Source organism: Variovorax sp. 05T418, assembly GCF_056396385.1.
The window spans coordinates 169,260-189,367 of record NZ_JBFTLJ010000012.1 but is presented as its reverse complement, the minus strand read 5'-3'; the positions used below and the strand labels follow the sequence as shown (position 1 = coordinate 189,367).

Annotated in this window: 19 protein-coding genes; 6 read left to right on the top strand and 13 right to left on the bottom strand. The window is 67.4% G+C overall.

Annotated elements, in window-relative coordinates; genetic code table 11:
- On the top strand, positions 1-149 hold a 149-nt coding region (locus tag AC1DMS_RS23250), incomplete at its 5' end, for a Fe-Mn family superoxide dismutase (protein ID WP_478181598.1).
- Positions 150-221: 72 nt separating this feature from the next.
- On the opposite strand, the gene AC1DMS_RS23245 is transcribed toward AC1DMS_RS23250, so the two are convergent.
- The 3 genes from AC1DMS_RS23245 to AC1DMS_RS23235 all read right to left on the bottom strand — a co-directional run bounded on the left by AC1DMS_RS23245 (position 222) and on the right by AC1DMS_RS23235 (position 1,440).
- A complete protein-coding gene (locus AC1DMS_RS23245) occupies positions 222-680 on the bottom strand; it encodes a DUF192 domain-containing protein (RefSeq protein ID WP_012747753.1) in 459 nt (152 codons plus the stop codon).
- A gap of 88 nt (positions 681-768) precedes the next feature.
- Positions 769-963, bottom strand: coding sequence for a hypothetical protein (locus AC1DMS_RS23240; RefSeq protein ID WP_012747754.1), 195 nt, complete (start codon positions 961-963; stop codon positions 769-771).
- A 153-nt stretch (positions 964-1,116) separates the two neighbouring features.
- Positions 1,117-1,440: a hypothetical protein gene (locus tag AC1DMS_RS23235; RefSeq protein ID WP_012747755.1), complete on the bottom strand. Its 324-nt coding sequence runs from the start codon at positions 1,438-1,440 to the stop codon at positions 1,117-1,119.
- A 219-nt stretch (positions 1,441-1,659) separates the two neighbouring features.
- On the opposite strand from AC1DMS_RS23235, the gene icd reads away from it, so the two are divergent.
- The 5 genes from icd (at position 1,660) to sbcB (ending at position 8,969) form a co-directional block, all read left to right on the top strand.
- Complete coding sequence (gene icd, locus AC1DMS_RS23230) at positions 1,660-2,919, top strand: NADP-dependent isocitrate dehydrogenase (protein WP_012747756.1); 1,260 nt, start codon at positions 1,660-1,662, stop codon at positions 2,917-2,919.
- A gap of 305 nt (positions 2,920-3,224) precedes the next feature.
- The gene (clpS, locus tag AC1DMS_RS23225) at positions 3,225-3,584 is read left to right on the top strand and encodes an ATP-dependent Clp protease adapter ClpS (RefSeq protein ID WP_012747757.1); all 360 of its coding nucleotides are present in this window, start codon (positions 3,225-3,227) and stop codon (positions 3,582-3,584) included.
- A gap of 67 nt (positions 3,585-3,651) precedes the next feature.
- Positions 3,652-5,973: an ATP-dependent Clp protease ATP-binding subunit ClpA gene (clpA, locus tag AC1DMS_RS23220; protein ID WP_012747758.1), complete on the top strand. Its 2,322-nt coding sequence runs from the start codon at positions 3,652-3,654 to the stop codon at positions 5,971-5,973.
- 110 nt (positions 5,974-6,083) lie between these two features.
- Complete coding sequence (gene cls / locus AC1DMS_RS23215) at positions 6,084-7,529, top strand: cardiolipin synthase (protein ID WP_012747759.1); 1,446 nt, start codon at positions 6,084-6,086, stop codon at positions 7,527-7,529.
- On the top strand, positions 7,530-8,969 hold the full coding sequence (gene sbcB, locus AC1DMS_RS23210) for an exodeoxyribonuclease I (RefSeq protein ID WP_012747760.1): 1,440 nt from the start codon (positions 7,530-7,532) through the stop codon (positions 8,967-8,969).
- Positions 8,970-8,973: 4 nt separating this feature from the next.
- Here the strand turns inward: sbcB and AC1DMS_RS23205 are convergent, their stop codons facing one another.
- The 10 genes from AC1DMS_RS23205 to AC1DMS_RS23160 form a co-directional block, all read right to left on the bottom strand.
- Positions 8,974-10,254: an amidohydrolase family protein gene (locus AC1DMS_RS23205; RefSeq protein ID WP_012747761.1), complete on the bottom strand. Its 1,281-nt coding sequence runs from the start codon at positions 10,252-10,254 to the stop codon at positions 8,974-8,976.
- Between the two features lie 80 nt (positions 10,255-10,334).
- Positions 10,335-10,787, bottom strand: a complete 453-nt coding sequence (locus AC1DMS_RS23200) for a hypothetical protein (protein WP_012747762.1) — start codon at positions 10,785-10,787, stop codon at positions 10,335-10,337.
- 2 nt (positions 10,788-10,789) lie between these two features.
- On the bottom strand, positions 10,790-11,713 hold the full coding sequence (locus AC1DMS_RS23195) for an ABC transporter permease (protein ID WP_012747763.1): 924 nt from the start codon (positions 11,711-11,713) through the stop codon (positions 10,790-10,792).
- A gap of 130 nt (positions 11,714-11,843) precedes the next feature.
- Positions 11,844-12,905 (bottom strand): ABC transporter permease, encoded by a 1,062-nt coding sequence (locus AC1DMS_RS23190; RefSeq protein ID WP_196230445.1) that lies wholly within the window; start codon positions 12,903-12,905, stop codon positions 11,844-11,846.
- Entirely contained in the window at positions 12,905-14,509 is a 1,605-nt protein-coding gene (locus AC1DMS_RS23185; protein WP_012747765.1) for an ABC transporter ATP-binding protein, read from the bottom strand. The genes AC1DMS_RS23190 and AC1DMS_RS23185 overlap by 1 nt, the downstream gene beginning before the upstream one ends.
- 136 nt (positions 14,510-14,645) lie before the next feature.
- On the bottom strand, positions 14,646-15,590 hold the full coding sequence (locus AC1DMS_RS23180; RefSeq protein ID WP_012747766.1) for a 5'-methylthioadenosine/S-adenosylhomocysteine nucleosidase: 945 nt from the start codon (positions 15,588-15,590) through the stop codon (positions 14,646-14,648).
- An 8-nt stretch (positions 15,591-15,598) separates the two neighbouring features.
- The gene (locus tag AC1DMS_RS23175; protein ID WP_012747767.1) at positions 15,599-16,603 is read right to left on the bottom strand and encodes a BMP family protein; all 1,005 of its coding nucleotides are present in this window, start codon (positions 16,601-16,603) and stop codon (positions 15,599-15,601) included.
- A gap of 71 nt (positions 16,604-16,674) precedes the next feature.
- The gene (gene upp / locus AC1DMS_RS23170; protein WP_012747768.1) at positions 16,675-17,304 is read right to left on the bottom strand and encodes a uracil phosphoribosyltransferase; all 630 of its coding nucleotides are present in this window, start codon (positions 17,302-17,304) and stop codon (positions 16,675-16,677) included.
- Positions 17,305-17,340: 36 nt separating this feature from the next.
- Entirely contained in the window at positions 17,341-18,756 is a 1,416-nt protein-coding gene (locus AC1DMS_RS23165) for a URC4/urg3 family protein (protein WP_012747769.1), read from the bottom strand.
- Positions 18,753-20,105, bottom strand: coding sequence for a GTP cyclohydrolase II (locus AC1DMS_RS23160; protein WP_012747770.1), 1,353 nt, complete (start codon positions 20,103-20,105; stop codon positions 18,753-18,755). Before AC1DMS_RS23160 ends, AC1DMS_RS23165 begins: the two co-directional genes overlap by 4 nt.
- Positions 20,106-20,108 lie beyond the last annotated feature (3 nt).

Genomic DNA, 20,108 nt, shown 5'->3' with positions numbered 1-20,108 from the left:
CGCTGACCACCGGCGACACCCCGGTGCTGACGGTGGACGTCTGGGAGCACGCCTACTACATCGACTACCGCAACCTGCGCCCCAAGTTCGTCGAGACCTTCCTGGCCAAGCTGGTGAACTGGGACTTCGCGGCCAAGAACTTCGGCTGAAGAGCCGGGTTCTCCCAATGAGAAAGCCGACCCTCGGGTCGGCTTTTTCGTGGGCTGGCGTCAGGCGGGCGCTCAGCGCTTCGAAGCGGCGAACAGCTCGCCGCCGAGCTTGGCGCCCTTCTTGATGTTCTTCTTGGCGAACCAGCCTTGGTTCATCTCGAGCACGAAGCGCACCGGCTCCTCGGAGCAGTGGGAGTTCTCGGTCATGGGCTGCATGTCGGCCAGGTTGACGATGCGGCCATCGTCCGCCACGAAGGCGGCGGTCAGCGGCAGCAGCGTGTTGCGCATCCAGAAGCACTGGGTGGCCGGCTGGTCGAAAACGAAGATCATGCCTTCGGCCTGCGGCATCTCCTTGCGGAACATCAGGCCGATTTCCCGCTGGCGGGGCGTCTGCGCGACCTGCGCATCGATCTTGTACAGGCCAACGGACAACTGCGTGCGTTGCAGATCGGTCTGGGGCTGCTGCTGGGCCTGCGCGGATCCCATCAGGGCAGCGGCAAGCAGGAGCAGGGCGGCAAAACGCTGGAGCATCGGAAGGCTTCCTTCGAGGGCGGGTTCAAGGGCGCGAGGCCAATAAAAATGCCCGCTGATGCGGGCATTTGCCGGTGAGCGTGGAAGCTTACACCTTCTTGGCTGCAGCTGCGTGCGCCTTGGCCACGTGGCGAACCTTGTGCTTCTTGACGGCGTGCTTCATCGGCTTTGCCTTGTGAACGGCGGCAGGTGCAGCCGGTGCGGGGGCGGGTGCGGGCGGAGTTTGCGCAAAAGCGCCGGCTGCGAAGAGACCGGCGACGAGGGCTGCGAGCAGCTTGTTCATGAGACATCCTTTGAAATTCGTTGATATGGACCACCTCCCTTCGGAAGGTGAACATTCAACGCGGCAGCCGCTCATGCCGGTTGACAGCAGTTTCGTTGCCGCAAGCGAAAAAAAGCGCTCCGTGGAGCGCTCTTTCGTACGGCCTGGGCCGACTTACTGGGGCGTGCCGCCCTGGGTCGACTTGCGCTTCACGCTGCCATCCTTGTTGCGGCGGCGGTCGTCGCGGGTCTTGGCGCGCTTTTCGCCGGCAACGCCAGCCTTGTCGGCGCCGAACGTGCCGCCTTCGGGCGTCTTGGCGATGTCGCCAGTGGGAGCAGCCACTTGGCCTGCGGGCTTGGCTTCCTTCTTCGCTTCGGCGCGGGCTTGCGGCTTGCTGTTGGTGGCGTTCCCTTGCTCGGGCGTGGTGCCGGTGGGGTTCTGGGCGTAGGCGCCAGCGGCGAACAGGCCAGCGATCATGACTGCGAGAATTTTGCTCATTGATGATTCCTCTATCGAGAATTGGTTGGAAACGCCTCCCGGCGAGCAGAAGGTCAGCCACTAACGAGACCATTGTCTCTTAGGTTGACAAACGCCAGCTGATGGGTTGCGTCTAAAATGTACAGCGATTTGTTCGCGGGCTGTACAGCGATTCCCCATCGCTGTCTGAATTCGCAGACAGTCGTCCGAATTACGTCACTCCCGGAGTCATTCCCCCTCATGTCCAGCTACCAGCACATCAAAGTCCCGGCCGAAGGCCAGAAGATCACGGTCAACGCCGACAACTCGCTCAATGTGCCTGATCAGCCGATCATTCCCTTCATCGAAGGCGACGGCACGGGTCTGGACATCACTCCGGTGATGCTCAAGGTGGTGGATGCTGCAGTGGCCAAGGCCTACGGCGGCAAGAAGAAGATCCACTGGATGGAAGTCTATGCCGGCGAAAAGTCGACCAAGGTCTACGGCCCCGACGTCTGGCTGCCCGAGGAAACGCTGCACGCCGTGCGCGACTACGTGGTGTCCATCAAGGGTCCGCTCACCACGCCCGTCGGCGGCGGCATCCGCTCGCTGAACGTTGCGCTGCGCCAGGAACTCGACCTCTACGTCTGCCTGCGCCCCATCCAGTATTTCGAGGGCGTGCCCAGCCCGGTGCGCGAGCCGCACAAGACCAACATGGTCATCTTCCGCGAGAACTCGGAAGACATCTATGCCGGCATCGAGTTCGAAGCCGAAAGCGACAAGGCCAAGAAGCTCATCAAGTTCCTGCAGGACGAACTGGGCGTCAAGAAGATCCGCTTCCCCAACACCTCGGGCATCGGCGTCAAGCCCGTGTCGAAGGAAGGCACCGAGCGCCTCGTGCGCAAGGCGCTGCAGTACGCGGTGGACAATGACAAGCCCAGCGTCACGATCGTGCACAAGGGCAACATCATGAAGTTCACCGAAGGTGGCTTCCGCGACTGGGCCTATGCCCTGGCGGCCAAGGAGTTCGGCGCCGAGCTGATCGACGGCGGCCCCTGGATGAAGTTCAAGAATCCCAAGACGGGCAAGGAAATCACCGTCAAGGACAGCATCGCCGACGCATTCCTGCAGCAGATCCTCCTGCGCCCCGCCGAATACAGCGTGATCGCCACGCTCAACCTGAACGGCGACTACGTGTCCGACGCGCTGGCAGCCCAGGTGGGCGGCATCGGCATTGCCCCGGGCGCGAACCTGAGCGACACCGTCGCCATGTTCGAAGCCACCCACGGCACGGCTCCCAAGTACGCCGGCAAGGACTACGTGAACCCCGGTTCCGAAATCCTCTCGGCCGAGATGATGCTGCGCCACATGGGCTGGACCGAAGCGGCCGACCTGATCATCAGCTCGATGGAAAAGTCGATTGCCAGCAAGAAGGTCACCTATGACTTCGCCCGCCTGATGGACGGCGCCACGCAGGTGAGCTGCTCGGGCTTCGGCCAGGTCATGATCGACCACATGTAATTGCGCGAGCAGCGGCGCTCCGGCGCCGCGCGGCCCAAGCCCTCGAGACCGCCCGGTCTCGAGGGCTTTTCTTCATCCGGCACGGCACGGCGGGCCAGGTTGAGAAATGGCACACCTTGCGCCAAATACCCATTTTTTTCCGGCCGGGTGCCGCGTAATATTTATGCTGCGGCGCAGGCGGAAGGCAGATTTTTTTGCATCCTCTGTGGTGTCGTGCACGACGCAAGCCCCTTGATTTGTCGAATACGCGCCACCAAGTCTTCTTGCGCCGGCACGGTGCTTGCACGCTCTATAGAATCTTTTTTATGGCAACGAGAATTCCCAAGACTCCCAGCACTCCGCCGGCCCAGAAACCGGCCGGGGACGACGGAGATTCGGTCGTTCTGGAGCGGCGGCCGCAAAAAACCGCGCCGCCCCAGATGTACCAGGTCGTCATGCTGAACGACGACTACACGCCCATGGAGTTCGTGATCGTCGTGCTGCAGGAATATTTCAACAAGGATCGCGAAACCGCGACCCAGATCATGCTCAAGATCCACCTCGATGGCCGCGGCGTTTGTGGGGTCTATTCCCGCGACCTGGCGGCCACCAAGGTCAATCAGGTGATGGAGGCCGCGCACCAGGCCGGGCATCCGCTGCAATGCGTCAGCGAACCCATTGCGTGAACCAGTTGAATTGCGCGCGCTCAAACCCATCTGAGAATTTATTTACAGCAAGGCAAAAGGAAATCACATGATTGCCCAGGAACTGGAAGTCAGCTTGCACATGGCCTTCGTCGAGGCCAGGCAGCAGCGCCACGAGTTCATCACCGTGGAGCATCTGTTGCTCGCTTTGCTGGACAACCCGAGCGCCGCAGAGGTCCTGCGCGCCTGCTCGGCCAACGTCGACGACCTGCGGGCGTCGCTCACCAACTTCATCAAGGACAACACGCCCCAGGTGGCGGGGACCGACGATGTAGACACCCAGCCGACGCTGGGGTTCCAGCGCGTGATCCAGCGCGCCATCATGCACGTGCAGTCCACCGGCAACGGCAAGAAGGAAGTCACCGGCGCCAACGTGCTGGTCGCGATCTTCGGCGAGAAGGACTCGCACGCGGTGTACTACCTCCACCAGCAGGGCGTGACCCGCCTGGACGTGGTGAACTTCATTGCCCACGGCATCAAGAAGAGCGATCCGCCCGAGGCCGTCAAGGGCAGCAGCGAATCGCCTTCGGGCGAGGGCGAAGAGGGCGGCGCCGAAAAGAACGAGAAGGCTTCGCCGCTCGAGCAGTTCACGCAGAACCTCAACCAGCTTGCCAAGGACGGCAAGATCGATCCGCTGATCGGCCGCGAATACGAGGTCGAGCGCGTCATCCAGATCCTGTGCCGCCGGCGCAAGAACAACCCGCTTCTGGTGGGTGAGGCCGGCGTGGGCAAGACCGCGATCGCCGAGGGCCTGGCCTGGCGCATCACGCAGACCGACGTGCCCGAGATCCTCGCCGAGGCGCAGGTCTACTCGCTCGACATGGGCGCGCTCTTGGCCGGCACCAAGTACCGCGGCGATTTCGAGCAGCGCCTGAAGGGCGTGCTCAAGTCGCTCAAGGACAAGCCGAACGCGATCCTGTTCATCGACGAGATCCACACGCTGATCGGTGCGGGCGCAGCCTCGGGCGGCACGCTCGACGCGTCGAACCTGCTGAAGCCGGCGCTCTCGAGCGGCCAGCTCAAGTGCATCGGCGCCACCACCTTCAGCGAATACCGCGGCATCTTCGAGAAGGACGCGGCCCTGTCGCGCCGTTTCCAGAAGGTCGACGTGGTCGAGCCGACGGTGCAGGAAACCGTCGACATCCTGAAGGGCCTGAAGTCGCGCTTCGAAGAGCACCATGGCGTCAAGTACGCGGTGGCGGCCCTGCAGGCTGCGGCCGAGCTGAGCGCCAAGTACATCAACGACCGCCACCTGCCCGACAAGGCCATCGACGTGATCGACGAGGCCGGCGCTGCCCAGCGCATCCTGCCGGCCAACAAGCGCAAGAAGACCATCAGCAAGACCGAGGTCGAGGACATCGTCGCGAAGATCGCGCGCATTCCCCCGGCCAACGTCAGCAACGACGACCGCGGCAAGCTGCAGACCATCGAGCGCGACCTCAAGAGCGTGGTGTTCGGCCAGGACAAGGCGCTCGAGGTGCTGGCCTCCGCCGTCAAGATGGCGCGTTCGGGCCTCGGCCGCGAGGACAAGCCGATCGGCTCGTTCCTGTTCAGCGGCCCCACCGGCGTCGGCAAGACCGAGGCGGCCAAGCAGCTGGCCTACATCATGGGCATCGAGCTCATCCGCTTCGACATGTCCGAATACATGGAGCGCCATGCGGTGAGCCGGCTGATCGGCGCGCCTCCGGGCTACGTCGGGTTCGACCAGGGCGGCCTCCTGACCGAAGCCATCACGAAGAAGCCGCACGCGGTGCTGCTGCTCGACGAAATCGAGAAGGCGCATCCGGACATCTTCAACGTGCTGCTGCAGGTCATGGACCACGGCACCCTGACGGACAACAACGGACGCAAGGCCGACTTCCGCAACGTGATCATCGTGATGACCACCAACGCGGGTGCCGAGACCATGAACAAGGCGACCATCGGCTTCACCAACCCGCGCCAGGCGGGCGACGAGATGACCGACATCAAGCGCCTGTTCACGCCGGAGTTCCGCAACCGCCTGGACGCGATCGTGAGCTTCAAGGCGCTGGACGAGCAGATCATCCTGCGCGTGGTCGACAAGTTCCTGCTGCAGCTGGAAACGCAGCTGGCCGAGAAGAAGGTCGACGTCACGTTCAGCGACGGGCTGCGCAAGCACCTGGCGAAGAAGGGCTTCGATCCGCTGATGGGCGCCCGCCCGATGCAGCGCCTGATCCAGGACACGATCCGCCGTGCACTGGCCGACGAGCTGCTGTTCGGACGCCTGATCGATGGCGGCCGCCTGTCGGTCGACATCGACGACAAGGGCGAAGTGCAGCTGGACATCCAGCCGCTGCCGAAGAAGGAAGGCAAGTCCAAGCCGGAAGCCGAAGAAGCCGCTGCCGGATAAGGCGGACCGGCAAGGCCGGTTCCGCGCTGTCCCTGGCAGTACCCAAAAGGCCGGTAGCATTCGCTGCCGGCTTTTTTTTTGGCCGGAATCTATTCGTACGCAGTCTTACTTTGATCCTCCCCGAGCTCAGTCAGGAATGGAAAACCGGCCTCTCTCTGGCCTGGAGCGGCTATATCGCCGTGCTGTCGGTCTGGATCGTGATGCAGAAGCGTGCGCCGGTGTCCACCATGAGCTGGATCCTGTCGCTCGCGCTGCTGCCGTTCGCGGGCTTCGTCATCTATTACTTCCTCGGGCCGCAGCGCCTGCGCAAGCAGCGCGTCAAGCGCCTGCGCAGCCGGGCCAGCGCGCACACGCAGGCCGACCTGGCGCGGCTGCGCGACGCGGCGCAGAACGCGCCGCCGGCGCTGCAGCAGATGGCGCGGCTGGGCACCGCGGCCTGCGGGCTGCCGGTTTCCAGCGCGACGGGCGTGGCGCTGCTCTCGGGCGGCGCGCGCACCTTCGACGCCATCTTCGACGCGGTGCGCGCGGCGCGCGACCACGTTCACCTCGAGTACTACATCTTCGAGCCCGACAGGATCGGCACCGCGCTGCGCGACCTGCTGGTGGAGCGCGCCGGCCAGGGCGTGTCCGTGCGCCTGCTGCTCGACGCACTGGGTTCCAAGCGCATCGGCCGCAAGTTCATGGCGCCGCTGCATGCCGCGGGCGTGCAGGTTGCGCTCTTCCACGACACGCGCATCGGCCGCCGCCTGCGCCCGGTGACCAACTACCGCACCCACCGCAAGATCGTGGTGTGCGACGGCCGCGTGGGCTTTACCGGCGGCGTCAACATCACCGACGAGGAAGACAAACGCACCCGGCCCGACGCCTACCATGACGTCCACCTGCGCATCGAGGGCAGCGCGGTGCGCTGGCTGCAGACCACCTTCCTGGAGGACTGGACCTATGCCACCGGCGAAGACCTGCGCGACATCGACCACCTGATGGGCGCCATGCTGCCGCAGGTCGAGGCCGGCGACATTCCCGTGCAGATCGTGACCAGCGGCCCCGACAACATGCTGGAACCCATCCACCGCATGCACGTGGAGGCGATCCATTCGGCGAGCGAGCGGGCCTGGCTCACCACGCCGTACTTCGTGCCCGGCGAGCCCGCCATGATGGCGCTCACCAGCGCGGCGCTGCGCGGCGTGGATGTGCGCCTGCTGGTGCCGCGGCGCAGCGATTCGGCCATTGTGAGCGCGGCCGCGCGCTCCTACTTCGACGAGCTGATTGCGTCGGGAGTCAAGGTCTGGGAATACAAGGCGCGCATGCTGCATTCCAAGACCTTGGTGGTCGACGACCATTGCGCGATGATCGGTACCGCGAATTTCGACAACCGCAGCTTCAGGCTCAATTTCGAAGTGAGCGCGGTGGTCTACGGCCCCGAGCTGGCACGCCCCCTGGCCGCGCAGTTCGAGACCGACCTGCACAGCTCCGGCGCAGTGCGCGCCCACCGGCCGCAGAGTTTCTGGCGCCGCCTCGGCGACGCGCTTGCACGATTGTTTTCCCCCTTGCTCTGAATGAACCACACCTTTCTCTGGCACGACTACGAAACCTTCGGCGCCGTGCCGCGCCGCGACCGGCCATCGCAGTTCGCCGCCATCCGCACCGACGCCGAGCTCAACGAGATCGGCGAGCCGCTGATGATCTATTGCAAGCCGGCGCCCGACTACCTGCCCAGCCCCGAGGCCTGCCTGATCACCGGCATCACGCCGCAGCTCTGCCTGGAGCGCGGCATTCCCGAGCACGCCTTCGCCGCGCAGATCGAGAAGGCCTTCTCGCAGCCCGGCACCATCGGCGTGGGCTACAACACCATCCGCTTCGACGACGAGGTCACGCGCTTCCTGTTCTGGCGCAACCTGATCGACCCGTACGCCCGCGAATGGCAGAACGACTGCGGCCGCTGGGACCTGCTGGACGTGGTGCGCCTGACCTACGCGCTGCGGCCCGACGGCATCGAGTGGCCGAAGAAGGAAGACGGCAAGCCCAGCTTCAAGCTCGAGGACCTGGCGCGCGCCAACGGCCTGCTGCACGAGTCCGCGCACGATGCGCTGTCCGACGTGCGCGCCACCATCGCGCTGGCGCGGCTCATTCGCGAGCGCCAGCCCAAGCTCTTCGAATTCGCCTTCGGCCTGCACAAGAAGGACCGCGTCGCCAGCGAGCTCGGCCTGCCGGCCATGCGCGAGACGGCGCGGCCTTTCCTGCACGTGTCGGGCATGTTCCCGGTCGAGCGCGGCTGCCTCGGCGTGATGTGGCCGCTCGCGAGCCATCCGACCAACAAGAACGAACTGATCGCCTGGGACCTGGCCCACGACCCCAGCGAGCTGCGCGACCTCGACGTCGAGACCCTGCGCCTGCGCCTGTTCACGCGCACCGCCGACCTGCCCGAAGGCGTGGTCCGCCTGCCGGTCAAGGGCATCCACCTCAACAAGTCGCCGATGGTGGTCGGCAACCTGCGCACGCTGGCGCCCGCCATGGCCGAGCGCTGGAACGTCGACCTTGACGCGGCGCTGCGCCACGCGGCCATCGCGCGCGACCTGCCCGACATGAGCGCCATCTGGTCGCAGGTGTACGCGCGGCCCAAGGAGGCGGTGCCCGATGTCGATGAAGACCTCTACGGCGGCTTCGTCGGCAACGGCGACCGGCGCCGCCTGAACCAGCTGCGCGCGCTGTCGCCCGAGGAGCTCGCCAAGGATCGCACCGGTTTCGACGACGGGCGGCTCGAGGAAATCCTCTTTCGCTACCGCGCGCGCAACTGGCCCGAGCTGCTCAGCTCGGAAGAGGCCGAACGCTGGGAGGCGCTGCGCGCCGCGCGGCTCTTCAAGGGCGAGGGCGGGGCGCGCACCATCGAGATGCTGTTCAGCGAAGTCGATGCGCTGTCCGAAACCGCGGACGAGCGGGGCGAAGAGATCCTGGGCGCACTCTACGAGTACGCCGAGGCCATCGCGCCCGAAGCCTGAGGCGCTAGGACTTGCGGCTCATCCAGCTGGTGGACTGCGCGCGCCCCGGCAGGTGCAGCGCGGCCGTCGCGGCCGGCGTTTCCGCCAGCAGGCGCCCCTTGCGGAACACCTTGAGCCGCGTCGCGCGCAGCCGGATCGCTTCGACCGGGTCGCGCGCCTGCAGCAGCACGAAGCTCGCGTCGCAGCCCGCCTCGAGGCCGTAGCCTTCGAGGTGCATCACGCGCGCGGCGTTCGTGGTCACCGCGTCGAAGCACTGGCGGATGCCGGCCTGGCTGGTCATCTGCGCCACGTGCAGGCCCATGTGCGCTACTTCGAGCATGTCGCCCGATCCCATGCCGTACCACGGGTCCATCACGCAGTCGTGGCCGAAGGCGACGTTCACGCCGGCGGCCATCAGCTCGGGCACGCGCGTCATGCCGCGGCGCTTGGGATAGCTGTCGTGGCGGCCCTGCAGCGTGATGTTGATGAGCGGGTTGGAAACCACGCTGACGCCGCTCTGCGCGATCAGCGGCAGCAGCTTGCTCGCGTAGTAGTTGTCCATCGAATGCATCGAGGTGCAGTGCGAGCCGGTCACGCGGCCCTGCATGCCGAGGCGCCAGGTCTCGGCCGACAGGGTTTCGATGTGGCGCGAGAGCGGATCGTCCGACTCGTCGCAGTGCATGTCGACCAGCTTGCCGCGCTCGGCCGCCAGCTCCATCAGCAGCTTCACGCTGGCGGCGCCATCGGCCATGGTGCGCTCGAAATGCGGAATGCCGCCGACCACGTCCACGCCCTTGTCGAGCGCGCGCTTCAGGTTGTCGACGCCGCCTGCCGAGCGCAGCACGCCATCCTGCGGAAAGGCCACGAGCTGCAGGTCGAGGTACGGCGCGACCTTGCGCTTGACCTCGAGCAGCGCATCGACCGCGAGCAGGCTCGGGTCGCTCGTGTCCACATGCGAGCGCACGGCCAGCAGGCCCTTGGCCACCGCCCAGTCGCAATACGCCAGCGCACGCTCGATGAGTGCGTCGGCCGTGAGCAGCGGCTTGAGTTCGCCCCACAGCGCAATGCCTTCGAGCAAGGTGCCGCTCTGGTTGATGCGCGGAAGGCCATAGCTCAGCGTGGCGTCCATGTGGAAGTGCGGATCGACGAAATGCGGCGCAACCAGCAGGCCCTGGGCATCGAGCTTGTCGAGCGCCGGCGCGTCGAGCCCGGCGGTGACTTCGGCAATGCGGCCGCCCTGCACGGCAATCGACATGCCCGAGCGGCCGTCGGGGAGGGTGGCGTTGATGACGAGGAGGTCGAGCATCGTGAGGGTCTCCGGAAGCGGGTGCGGGGATTTTCGTTTGCGCGGGCGGTGCTGCGCGGGTGGTCGTGAAGGAAATTCGTTCAGCGCGTGCGCTGCGCCCGATACCGGTACTGCCCCGGCGCCGGCCCCGCCTCGATGGTCACGCGGCGCAGCTTGTCGTCGTGGCCGGAGGCGGCGCGCGCCGTCACCACGATGCCGCGCGGCGTGGCGCGGCAGCCGAGGTCGGTCAGGGCGATTTCCGCGTGGTCGTTGTCCAGTTCGGAGATGGCTGCGGTGTGTGCGGCGTTCAGGCGGCCGTTGGCATCGCGCGCCATCCACTGCACGTAGAGAAAGGACTGCGCGTCCTGGCTGGCATGGATCACCCGGTACGTGCCCTGGTGGTCCTTGCCCCAGGCGCCGCACAGCTGAACCCAGCTGACCGCATCGGGTGTCTTGAAGCCGTCGTAGCCGTGGTCGCTGCCCAGCGCGTGCGCGCCGGCGGCGCACAGCGACAGCGCGGCCGCGAGCAAGGTTGCAGCGCCTGTCTTCGCCATGATCAACGCTCCCCCTTGCGATAGGGCTTCATCAGCGCCTGCGGATAGCTGGCCTTGCGCGCCACCAGCACCAGCGCGAGGATCGAGAGCAGGTACGGCAGCATCAGGTAGATGTGGTAGGGCAGCACGGCATCGCCCGATTGTTGCAGCCGCAGCTGCAGCGCATCGAAGAACGCGAACAGCAGCGCGCCGAGCAGGGCCTTGCCCGGCCGCCAAGAGGCGAACACCACCAGCGCCACGCAGATCCAGCCGCGGCCGTTCACCATGTTGAAGAAGAAGGCGTTGAAGGCCGAGAGCGTGAGGAAGGCGCCGGCCACGCCCATCAGCGCCGAGCCCGCCACAATGGCGCCGGTGCGCGTGGCCGCGACCGACACGCCCTGGCTCTCGGCGGCCTGCGGGTTCTCGCCCACCATGCGCACGGCGAGCCCGAGCGGCGTGCGGTACAGCACCCAGGCGATCGCCGGCACCAGCAGCAGCGCGAACAGCGTGAGCGCGGTCTGCGCATTGAGGATGGGCACCGGCAGCCACTCCATCGGCGCGAAGGGCGCGATGGTCGGCGGCGTGTTCACCTTCGGAAAGCTCACGCGGTAGCCGAAGTAGCTGAGCGCCGTGGCCAGCAGCGTGATGCCCAGCCCCGAGACGTGCTGCGACAGCGCCAGGCCCACCGTGAGAAAGGCATGCAGCAGCCCGAACACCATGCCCGTGAGCGCGGCGACGCCCACTCCGGCCCAGAGCGGCGCGCCCGCATACACCGCGAGCCAGCCGGTGAAGGCGCCCGCGACCATGATTCCCTCGATGCCGAGGTTGAGCACGCCCGCGCGCTCGCACAGCAGCACGCCCAGCGTGCCGAGGATCAGCGGCGTGGCGATGCGCAGCACCGCGACCCAGAACGCCGGATTGGTCAGGATGTCGAGCAGGTCTGTCATCTGGTGTTTCTCCCTCCCCTTCCGGGGGAGGGTGGGGGTGGGGGCACGCGGCGCTCGATGTGGGCGCCGATGCCCCCATCCCAGCCTTCCCCCGGCGGGGGAAGGAGCAAATGCGCAGGCGCCAACTCGGTCATTTCATCCGCACCCGGTATTGCGTGAGCAGCGTCGCCACCAGCACCGCGACAAGCGAGGCCGCGACGATCACGTCGGCGATGTAGGTCGGCACGCCCACGGCGCGGCTCATGGTGTCGGCGCCGACCAGCACGCCGGCCACGAACACGCCCGCGGCGATCACGCCCAGCGGATGCAGCCCCGCGAGCATCGCGATCACGATGCCCGTGTAGCCGTAGCCCGGCGACATGTCGAGCGTGACATAGCTGGTGCGTCCCGCCACTTCGATGGCACCCGCAAGGCCCGCCAGCGCACCCGAGAGCAGCGCCACCGTCACCACCGTGCGCGTGACCGGCACGCCGGCGAAGGCGGCGGCGCGCGCATTGGCGCCCACCGCGCGGATGTCGAAGCCCAGCACCGTGTACTTGAAGATCGCCCACACCATCACCGCGAGCGACACGGCCCAGACGAGTCCGGTGTGCACGCGGGTCTGCGCAACGAGCTTGCCGAGTTCGAGCTCGGCCTGCAGCGACACGCTCTGCGGCCAGCCCATGGCGCTCGGGTCCTTCATCGGCCCGTCGAGCAGCGCCGACACGCCGAGCAGCACGATGAAGTTGATCAGCAGCGTGGTCACCACCTCGTCGACGCCGAGCCTGTTCTTCATGAGCGCCGGGCCGAGCAGCAGCAGGGCGCCCGCCGCGGCGGCGGCCAGCATCATCAGCGGGAACAGCAGCCAGGGCGGCAGCTCGAAACCCGTGCCGCCATGCATGCCGCCCACGGCCACGGCGGCGAGGGCACCCGCGAACAGCTGACCCTCGGCGCCGATGTTGAAAAGCCGCGCCTTGAAGGCGACGGTCGCGGCCAAGCCGGTGAGGATCAGTGGAATGGCGCGCGTCAGCGTTTCGCTCCACGCGAACACCGAGCCGAAGCCGCCCTGCAGCAGCAATGCGTAGGTGCGGCCGACCGGCGCACCGGCCCAGAGCACGAGCAGCGCGCTCACCACCATGGTGAAGGCCACTGCGCCGATGGGTGCCAGCACCAGCGCGGCGCGCGAGCTTTGGTGGCGCCGTTCGAGCCGCATCATGGCGTAGTCCCTGCGCGCTGCTGCTGCTGCTGCTGCGCCGCCGCGCCGGCCATCGCCAGCCCGATGGCTTCGCGCGTCCAAGCCGCGGCCGGGCGCGCTTCGCCGAGGTGGCCGCCGTGCATCACGGCCACGCGATCGCCGAGCGCGAGCACCTCGTCGAGGTCGTCGGAAATCACCAGCACCGCCGCACCCGCATCGCGCGCGGCAATGAGTTGCTGCTGCACATAGGCGACGGCGCCGATGTCCAGGCCCCAGGTCGGCTGGTGCGCAACGATCAGGCGCGGCGCACGCGTCGGGTATTTCCTGTTGTCCGGGTCTTCTTCGTCCTGCTCGGGCGCCAGCAGCGCGCGCCCGAGGATCAGCTTCTGCATGTTGCCGCCCGAAAGCGAACGGGCCGGCGCCATCAGCCCCGCGCCGCGCACGTCGAACGCCTTTTCGATGCGCCCTGCATGCAGCCGCGCGGCCGCACGCCGCACGAACCACGACCAGCGCGAGAAGACGGGGCTGCGCAGCCGTTCCGACACCGCGTTCTCCCACACCGGCAGGTCGCCGACCACGCCGACCGCGTGCCGGTCCTCGGGAATGCGCGCGACGCCGCGCTGCACCAGCCGTGCGGGCGAGGGCGGCAGCGCGCGGCCCATCAGCAGGGCCGTGCCCGAGGTGGCGCGGCGCGTGCCGCACAGCAGTTCGGCCAGCGCCACCTGGCCGTTGCCCGAGACGCCCGCGATGGCGGTGATTTCGCCGGCGCGCAGCGTGAGCGACACCTCGCGCAGCCGGTTCTGCGCCTGGTCCTTGTCCGACGCGGTGCTCACATGGTCGAGCACGCAGACCGCGTCGCCCACCGACCTGGCGGGCCGGCGCTGCGGCGCCTCCACGGCATGCCCGACCATCCACAGCGCGAGCTGCGCCTGCGTGGTTTCGGCGGTGCGCGCCTCGGCCACCAGCTTGCCGCCGCGCAGCACCGCGATGCGCTGCGACACGCGCAGCACCTCGCCCAGCTTGTGGCTGATGAAGATCACCGACAGGCCCTGCGCCACCATCTGCGCGAGCGTGGCGAACAGCGCTTCGCTTTCCTGCGGCGTGAGCACGGCGGTCGGCTCGTCGAGGATCAGGATGCGCGCGCCGCGGTACAGCGCCTTCAGGATCTCGACGCGCTGCCGTTCGCCGACCGAGAGGCTGCCGATCTTCGCGTCGGGCTGCACCGGCAGGCCGAAGCGCCGTGCCACCTCGAGCAGCTTCGCGCGTGCGGCCGCCCGGCGCGAGACCGGGCGCCAGAGCGGTTCGGTGCCCATCATCACGTTGTCGAGCACGCTGAGGTTGTCGGCCAGCGTGAAGTGCTGGTGCACCATGCCCACGCCCGCGGCCAGCGCCGCCTTGGGATTGCCCGGCGGCAGCGGCGCGCCGAAGACTTCGATGCCGCCTTCGTCCGCGACGTAGTGGCCGAACAGGATGGACATGAGCGTCGACTTGCCCGCGCCGTTCTCGCCCAGCAGCGCGAGCACTTCGCCCGCGTGCAGGTCGAGGGAGATGGCGTCGTTCGCGACGAGGGTGCCGAAGCGCTTGGTGATGCGCTGGAGGCGCAGGACGGTCGTGCTGTTCATGAAGGTCTTGCTCCTTCCCCTTCCGGGGGAAGGCCGGGATGGGGGCGGGCAGCGCCCGCAGCGCCATGGTGATCGATCGAAGGCCGCGTGCCCCCACCCCAACCCGCCCCCGGAAGGGGAGGGAGAAAAGGCAGGATCATTTCCATGCAGCCAGGAACGCCAGCATCACCTTGGCCGAGTTGTCGGCCGCAATGCCCATGAAGGTGCCCATCTCGTTCTCGCCTTCGCCGCCGCCCGCCAGGTCGCTGAGGGAGCGGAAGGCGATGTAGGGCACGCCGTTGCTGTAGGCCACCATGCCCACGGCCGCCGTTTCCATGTCGAGCACGTTGGCCTGGAAGGTCTTGAAGGTGTATTCGCGCAGGGCCTTGTTGTCCATGAAGGCCTGGCCCGAGACGCCGTTGCCGCCGACGACCAGATGGGGCTTGCGCGCCAGGCACTTGCCGGCGCTGCAGTTCGCCAGGTCGACATTGCGGATGCTGCGCGCCACCTCGAGCATCTTCGGGTCCGCCTCGAACCAGAACTTGCGCACGATCTGCGGATGTGCCGCGGAGCGCACTTCCACCGGGCGCGGATGCATCATGCCGAAGTTGGGCAGCGTGGCATCGGTGATGAAGGGCGGCGCGGTGAACTTGCCCGGCGCGGTTTCGCGCGCCATCAGCACTTCGAGGTACTGGCCCCATTGCGCGGGCACCGTGACGTCGCCCACGTGCAGCTGCGGATTCACGCCGCCCGCGATGCCGCTGAACACGATGTGGGTGACGCGAAAGCGGTCGAGCACCAGCTGCGTGTTCATCGTCGCGTTGGTCATGCTGATGCCGGAGAGAAACAGCACCACCGGCTTGCCTTCGAGCGTGCCGGTGGTGAACTCGACGCCGTTGACGCTGTGCTTGGCCGGCTGCTGGAGCCGGTTCAGCAGCAGCGTGAGCTCGGGCTGGAAGGCCGAGACCACCGCGATGCGCGGCGTGTCGTCCAGCCGCACGCTGCCGTCGGCGGCGCCCGGGCTCTTGTAGACACCGGCACAGCCCGCGAGGCCGAAGGCCAGCACGCCGGCCGCGAGAAGAGAGCGCCAGCGCATCGTCATCGGGCCCTTCACTTCGCGGTCGACTTGGGCTGCGAGTCGTCGACCTTGATGGTGACCTTGCCCGAGAGAATGTCGGCCTGCTTGGCCTTGACCTTGGCGACGATGTCCGCCGGCACCTTCTTCTCGAAGGTGCCCAGCGGCGCGAGTTCGGAGCCCTTGTGCTTCATCATCGAGTAGGGGCCGTAGTCCTCGGCGGTGAACTTGCCTTCCTTCACGAGCTTGATCGCGCGGTCGGCCGAGGGCTCGAAGTTCCACAGCGCCGAAGCCACCACCGTGTCGGGGTACTGCGCCTGCGTGTCGATCACGTTGCCGATGGCGAGCTTGCCTTTTTCCTTGGCCGCGTCCGAGACGCCGAAGCGCTCGGCGTACATCACGTCGGCGCCCTTGTCGATCATCGCGAAGGCCGCTTCCTTGGCCTTGGGCGGATCGAACCAGCTGTTGATGAAGCTCACGCTGAATTCGACCTTCGGGTTGGTTTCCTTCGCGCCCGCCATGAAGGCGTTCATGAGCCGGTTCACTTCAGGAATCGGAAAGCCGCCGACCATGCCGATGCGGTTGGTCTTGGTCATGCCGCCGGCCACCATGCCGCTCAGGTAGGCCGGCTCCTGGATGTAGTTGTCGAACACGCTGAAGTTGGGCGCCTGCGGCTTGAGCGAGGAGCCCATGAGGAAGGCGACCTTGGGAAAGTCCTTCGCGACCTTGCGCGCCGCCGCTTCCACGCCGAAGACCTCGCCGAGGATCAGCTGGTTGCCGCCGGTGGCGTACTCGCGCATCACACGCTCGTAGTCGGCGTTGCTGACGTTCTCGGTGGCCTTGTATTCGATCTCGCCGCGCGCCTCGGCCGCCTTGAGCGCCTTGTGGATACGGCCGACCCATTGCTGCTCGAAGGGCACGGTGTACACCGCCGCCACCTTGAGCTTGGCCTGCGCGAGCGCGAAGCCGGGCGTGCCGGCCGCAAGCGCTGCTGCGGCCATGGCGGCGGAACGAATGATCAACTGACGGCGTGCTGTCACGGTGCTTCTCCTCGAGGTATGGAAATCTTCTTGTCGCTGCCCGAGGGACAGCGTGTCGGCCGCCGGGGGCCTCACTTAGTGCCGAAAATCCTGTCGCCCGCGTCGCCGAGGCCCGGCAGGATGTACCCATGGCTGTTGAGCTCCCGGTCGATCGCCGCGGTGTAGACCGGCACGTCGGGGTGGGCCTTCTGCATGGTCGCGAGGCCTTCGGGGCAGGTGAGCAGGCAGACGAACTTGATCGACTTGGGGTTGAGTTCCTTGAGCCGCTCGACCGCGGCCACCGCCGAGTTGCCGGTGGCCAGCATCGGGTCGACCACGATCACGTCGCGGTTCTCCATCTCGCCGGGCATCTTGAAGTAGTACTCGACGGCCGTGAGCGTCTTGGGGTCGCGGTACAGGCCGATGTGGCCGACGCGCGCGCCCGGCACCACCGTGAGCATGCCGTCCAGGATGCCGGTGCCCGCGCGCAGGATCGACACCAGCACCAGCTTCTTGCCGTCGATGACCTTGGCCTGCATGGTTTCGAGCGGGGTCTCGACCTCGATGTCCTGCATCGGCATGTCGCGCGTGACCTCGTAGGCCATGAGCATGCTGATTTCGTTCAGGAGCCGGCGGAAGCTGTTGGTGGAGGCGTCCTTGCGGCGCATCAGCGTGAGCTTGTGCTGGACGAGGGGGTGGTCGACGAGGTGGACGTTGCTCATTTGGTTTTTCTGCCGTTGCTGAATGGACCCGCGAGTCTAAAAGACGGTGCCGTCGCTTTCGATCAGGAGCGGTGGCGATCCGTCTCGCAAGCGCTGTGCCAGCACGCGCCCCGCGGCCCAGGTGCCGCCCTCGAGCACGCAGGCCAGCGGCAGCTCTTCGTCGGTGCGGTCGAGGATCTTGCGCACGCGCGGCGCCAGTTCGTCGAGCAGCGCCACGGTGAGGGCACGCCATTCGACGATGAACTCGTCGCCGGCCTTCCAGGTGCGCGAAAGAAAGGCCGGGTCCTTCGGCACGATCACGCCGCTGTCGATCAGCAGGCCGCCGTTGCGGTATTCGGGCAAAGCGGTGAGCGCGTCGAGGTGGCGCACCTTCACGCCGGCCCGCTCGAAGGGTTCGAGCAGTGAATAGGTGAGCCACTGCGACAGCTTGTGGAACGGCATCCAGCCGTTGGTGAGGCCGGGGCCGCGCACCGCGCCGTGGCGCCAGCAGTCGCCCAGCGCGAGCGCCGGGTCGCTCGAGCCGATGCCGCCCGTGGTGTCGCTGCCGTCGAGTGCGATGCTGTCGATGGCGTTGGCCGAGGGCCAGATGCGCGAGAGCGTCTCGAGCAGCAGCGAAAGGATCTGGTGCGCCGTGATCTCGGCCGTGGGCGGCGCGGCCGCGCCGAACGGGGCGACCAGCGCATCGAACATGCCGGCGGGCCGGCCCTCGTCGCCGAAGGTCTCGGGCTGCTCGCTCATCGCCTCGCCGAGCCGGCGCAGCAGCACCGCGCGGCCGGCCAGGCCCACCAGCGGATTGACGTCGCTGACCTGGAAGGCGTCGCCGAGCCGGTCGGTCACCAGTCCGCGCAGGCCGGCGGCATCGACCTGCAGCGGATGGTCGGGGTTGGACGAGAACAGCCCGCTCGTGAAGGCATGGAAGCTCGCGACGGCCAGGCCCTCGGAACGCGTGTAGCGCTCGCCGGTGGCGGGCTCGGTGTAGTGCCAGCCGGGCCCGGCGCCGGCATCGAGCAGCACGCTCACCAGCACGAGGTCGATGTGGGCGCTGGCGCGCTGCCGCGCATCAACGCCCTTGCCGAGCAGTTCATCGAGCTGCTTCAGCCGGTCGACGCCGCCGGCCTCGAAGTGGCGCCAGCGGCTGTGGTACGGAATGGTGTCCCAGGGGTAGCGCTCGCGCGTGACTTCGGCCACGGTGCGCGCCGCGTCTTCGAGCACGTCGCTGCCGGCGATGCGGAACCACTGCGACTCGCCCCGGCGCGCGCGCGCCAGCAGCGCGGCCGCGCGCTCGCGGATGGCGGCGGTGGTGCGCAGCACCGTGGCGGCGCCCGCGGGATGGCTGGTGTCGGGCGCGAACTCGATCGCCGGGTCGATGTCGCCCGCGCCGCCCGGTGGCAGGCTGCCCGAGCCGTCGGCGGGCAGGTGGTCGCTGCTGCTGTTTTCCTTGCTGTTGCTCATTCGCTCAATCCCCGGCCCTTGGCCTTCTTGAGTTCCTCGGCGTCCGGCACCGGGCCGGGCGTGAAATAGCCGGCGGCCATCTTGGCGTCCATCTCGACGCGGGCGTCGGCCGGAATCAGTTCGTCCGGAATGTTCACGCGCTCGCCGATCTCGATGCCCGAACCGGTGATGGCGTCGAACTTCATGTTGCTCATCGACACGAGCCTATGGATCTTCTTGATGCCGAGCCAGTGGAAGACGTCGGGCATCAGTTCCTGGAAGCGCATGTCCTGCACGCCGGCCACGCATTCGGTGCGCGCGAAATACTGGTCGGCCGTGTCGCCGCCGACCTGGCGCTTGCGCGCGTTGTAGACCAGGAACTTGGTCACCTCGCCGAGCGCGCGGCCTTCCTTGCGCGAGTAGGCGATGAGGCCCACGCCGCCGCGTTGCGCGCCCTGGATGCATTCCTCGATGGCGTGCGTGAGGTAGGGGCGGCAGGTGCAGATGTCGGAGCCGAACACGTCGGAGCCGTTGCATTCGTCGTGGATGCGCGCCGTCAGCTCGACCTCGGGGTTGGCGAGGTCGCGCGGGTTGCCGAAGATGTAGAGCGTCTGCCCGCCGATGGGTGGCAGGAACACCTCGAGGTCGGAGCGCGTGACGAGCTCGGGGTACATGCCGCCGGTTTCCTCGAACAGCGTGCGGCGCAGGTCGGTTTCGGAGCAGCCGAAGCGCCGCGCCACCTCGGGCAGGTACCACACGGGCTCGATGGCGGCCTTGGTCACCATGGCTGCGCCGCCGGCGGTGAGGAAGTGGCCGTCGGCCTTGAGGCGGCCGCTCTGCAGCGCCTCGATCACCTCGGGCAGGATCACGTGGGCCTTGGTGATCGCGATGGTCGGGCGGATGTCGTAGCCCGCGGCCAGTTCCGTGGAGAACACATCGGCCACCAGCGCGCCCCAGGGGTCGAGCGAGACGATGCGTCCGGGCTCGCTCCACTGCGGGTACGGGCCGATCACGTCGGTGGGCGCGGTGTTGGTCAGGTCGGCCTTGTGCTCGCGCTTGAGCGCGCCGGCCGCCACGGCCAATGCGCGATAGACGCTGTAGGAGCCGCTGTGCGTGCCGATGACGTTGCGGTGCGCCCGCTTCGTGGTGGTGCCGACCACGGGTCCGCGCTCGGCGGCGGTGGCCGCGCCCCAGCGGATGGGCAATGCGCCGAAGCCGCCGGCATGGGAGGTCAGCCGGATGTGGCCGGTCGACGAGGAAGGGTGGAGCGGGGGAAGGGGCGAGACGGAGATCGCTGAAGTCGCAGGGACGGCGGGGATCGCGGAAATCTCGGGAATTTCGGAAGGGGTCGCTGTGCTATCTGCGGACATTGG

Bases quoted from the DNA above. Each gene is read 5' to 3' on its own strand.
- AC1DMS_RS23195 (WP_012747763.1), bottom strand. From the start codon at position 11,713: ATGACAGACCTGCTCGACATCCTGACCAATCCGGCGTTCTGGGTCGCG.
- AC1DMS_RS23190 (WP_196230445.1), bottom strand. From the start codon at position 12,905: ATGCGGCTCGAACGGCGCCACCAAAGCTCGCGCGCCGCGCTGGTGCTG.
- AC1DMS_RS23180 (WP_012747766.1), bottom strand. From the start codon at position 15,590: ATGACGATGCGCTGGCGCTCTCTTCTCGCGGCCGGCGTGCTGGCCTTC.
- AC1DMS_RS23235 (WP_012747755.1), bottom strand. From the start codon at position 1,440: ATGAGCAAAATTCTCGCAGTCATGATCGCTGGCCTGTTCGCCGCTGGC.
- AC1DMS_RS23200 (WP_012747762.1), bottom strand. From the start codon at position 10,787: ATGGCGAAGACAGGCGCTGCAACCTTGCTCGCGGCCGCGCTGTCGCTG.
- clpA (WP_012747758.1), top strand. From the start codon at position 3,652: ATGATTGCCCAGGAACTGGAAGTCAGCTTGCACATGGCCTTCGTCGAG.
- icd (WP_012747756.1), top strand. From the start codon at position 1,660: ATGTCCAGCTACCAGCACATCAAAGTCCCGGCCGAAGGCCAGAAGATC.
- clpS (WP_012747757.1), top strand. From the start codon at position 3,225: ATGGCAACGAGAATTCCCAAGACTCCCAGCACTCCGCCGGCCCAGAAA.
- AC1DMS_RS23205 (WP_012747761.1), bottom strand. From the start codon at position 10,254: ATGCTCGACCTCCTCGTCATCAACGCCACCCTCCCCGACGGCCGCTCG.
- AC1DMS_RS23160 (WP_012747770.1), bottom strand. From the start codon at position 20,105: ATGTCCGCAGATAGCACAGCGACCCCTTCCGAAATTCCCGAGATTTCC.
- upp (WP_012747768.1), bottom strand. From the start codon at position 17,304: ATGAGCAACGTCCACCTCGTCGACCACCCCCTCGTCCAGCACAAGCTC.
- AC1DMS_RS23165 (WP_012747769.1), bottom strand. From the start codon at position 18,756: ATGAGCAACAGCAAGGAAAACAGCAGCAGCGACCACCTGCCCGCCGAC.
- AC1DMS_RS23185 (WP_012747765.1), bottom strand. From the start codon at position 14,509: ATGAACAGCACGACCGTCCTGCGCCTCCAGCGCATCACCAAGCGCTTC.
- AC1DMS_RS23240 (WP_012747754.1), bottom strand. From the start codon at position 963: ATGAACAAGCTGCTCGCAGCCCTCGTCGCCGGTCTCTTCGCAGCCGGC.
- sbcB (WP_012747760.1), top strand. From the start codon at position 7,530: ATGAACCACACCTTTCTCTGGCACGACTACGAAACCTTCGGCGCCGTG.
- AC1DMS_RS23245 (WP_012747753.1), bottom strand. From the start codon at position 680: ATGCTCCAGCGTTTTGCCGCCCTGCTCCTGCTTGCCGCTGCCCTGATG.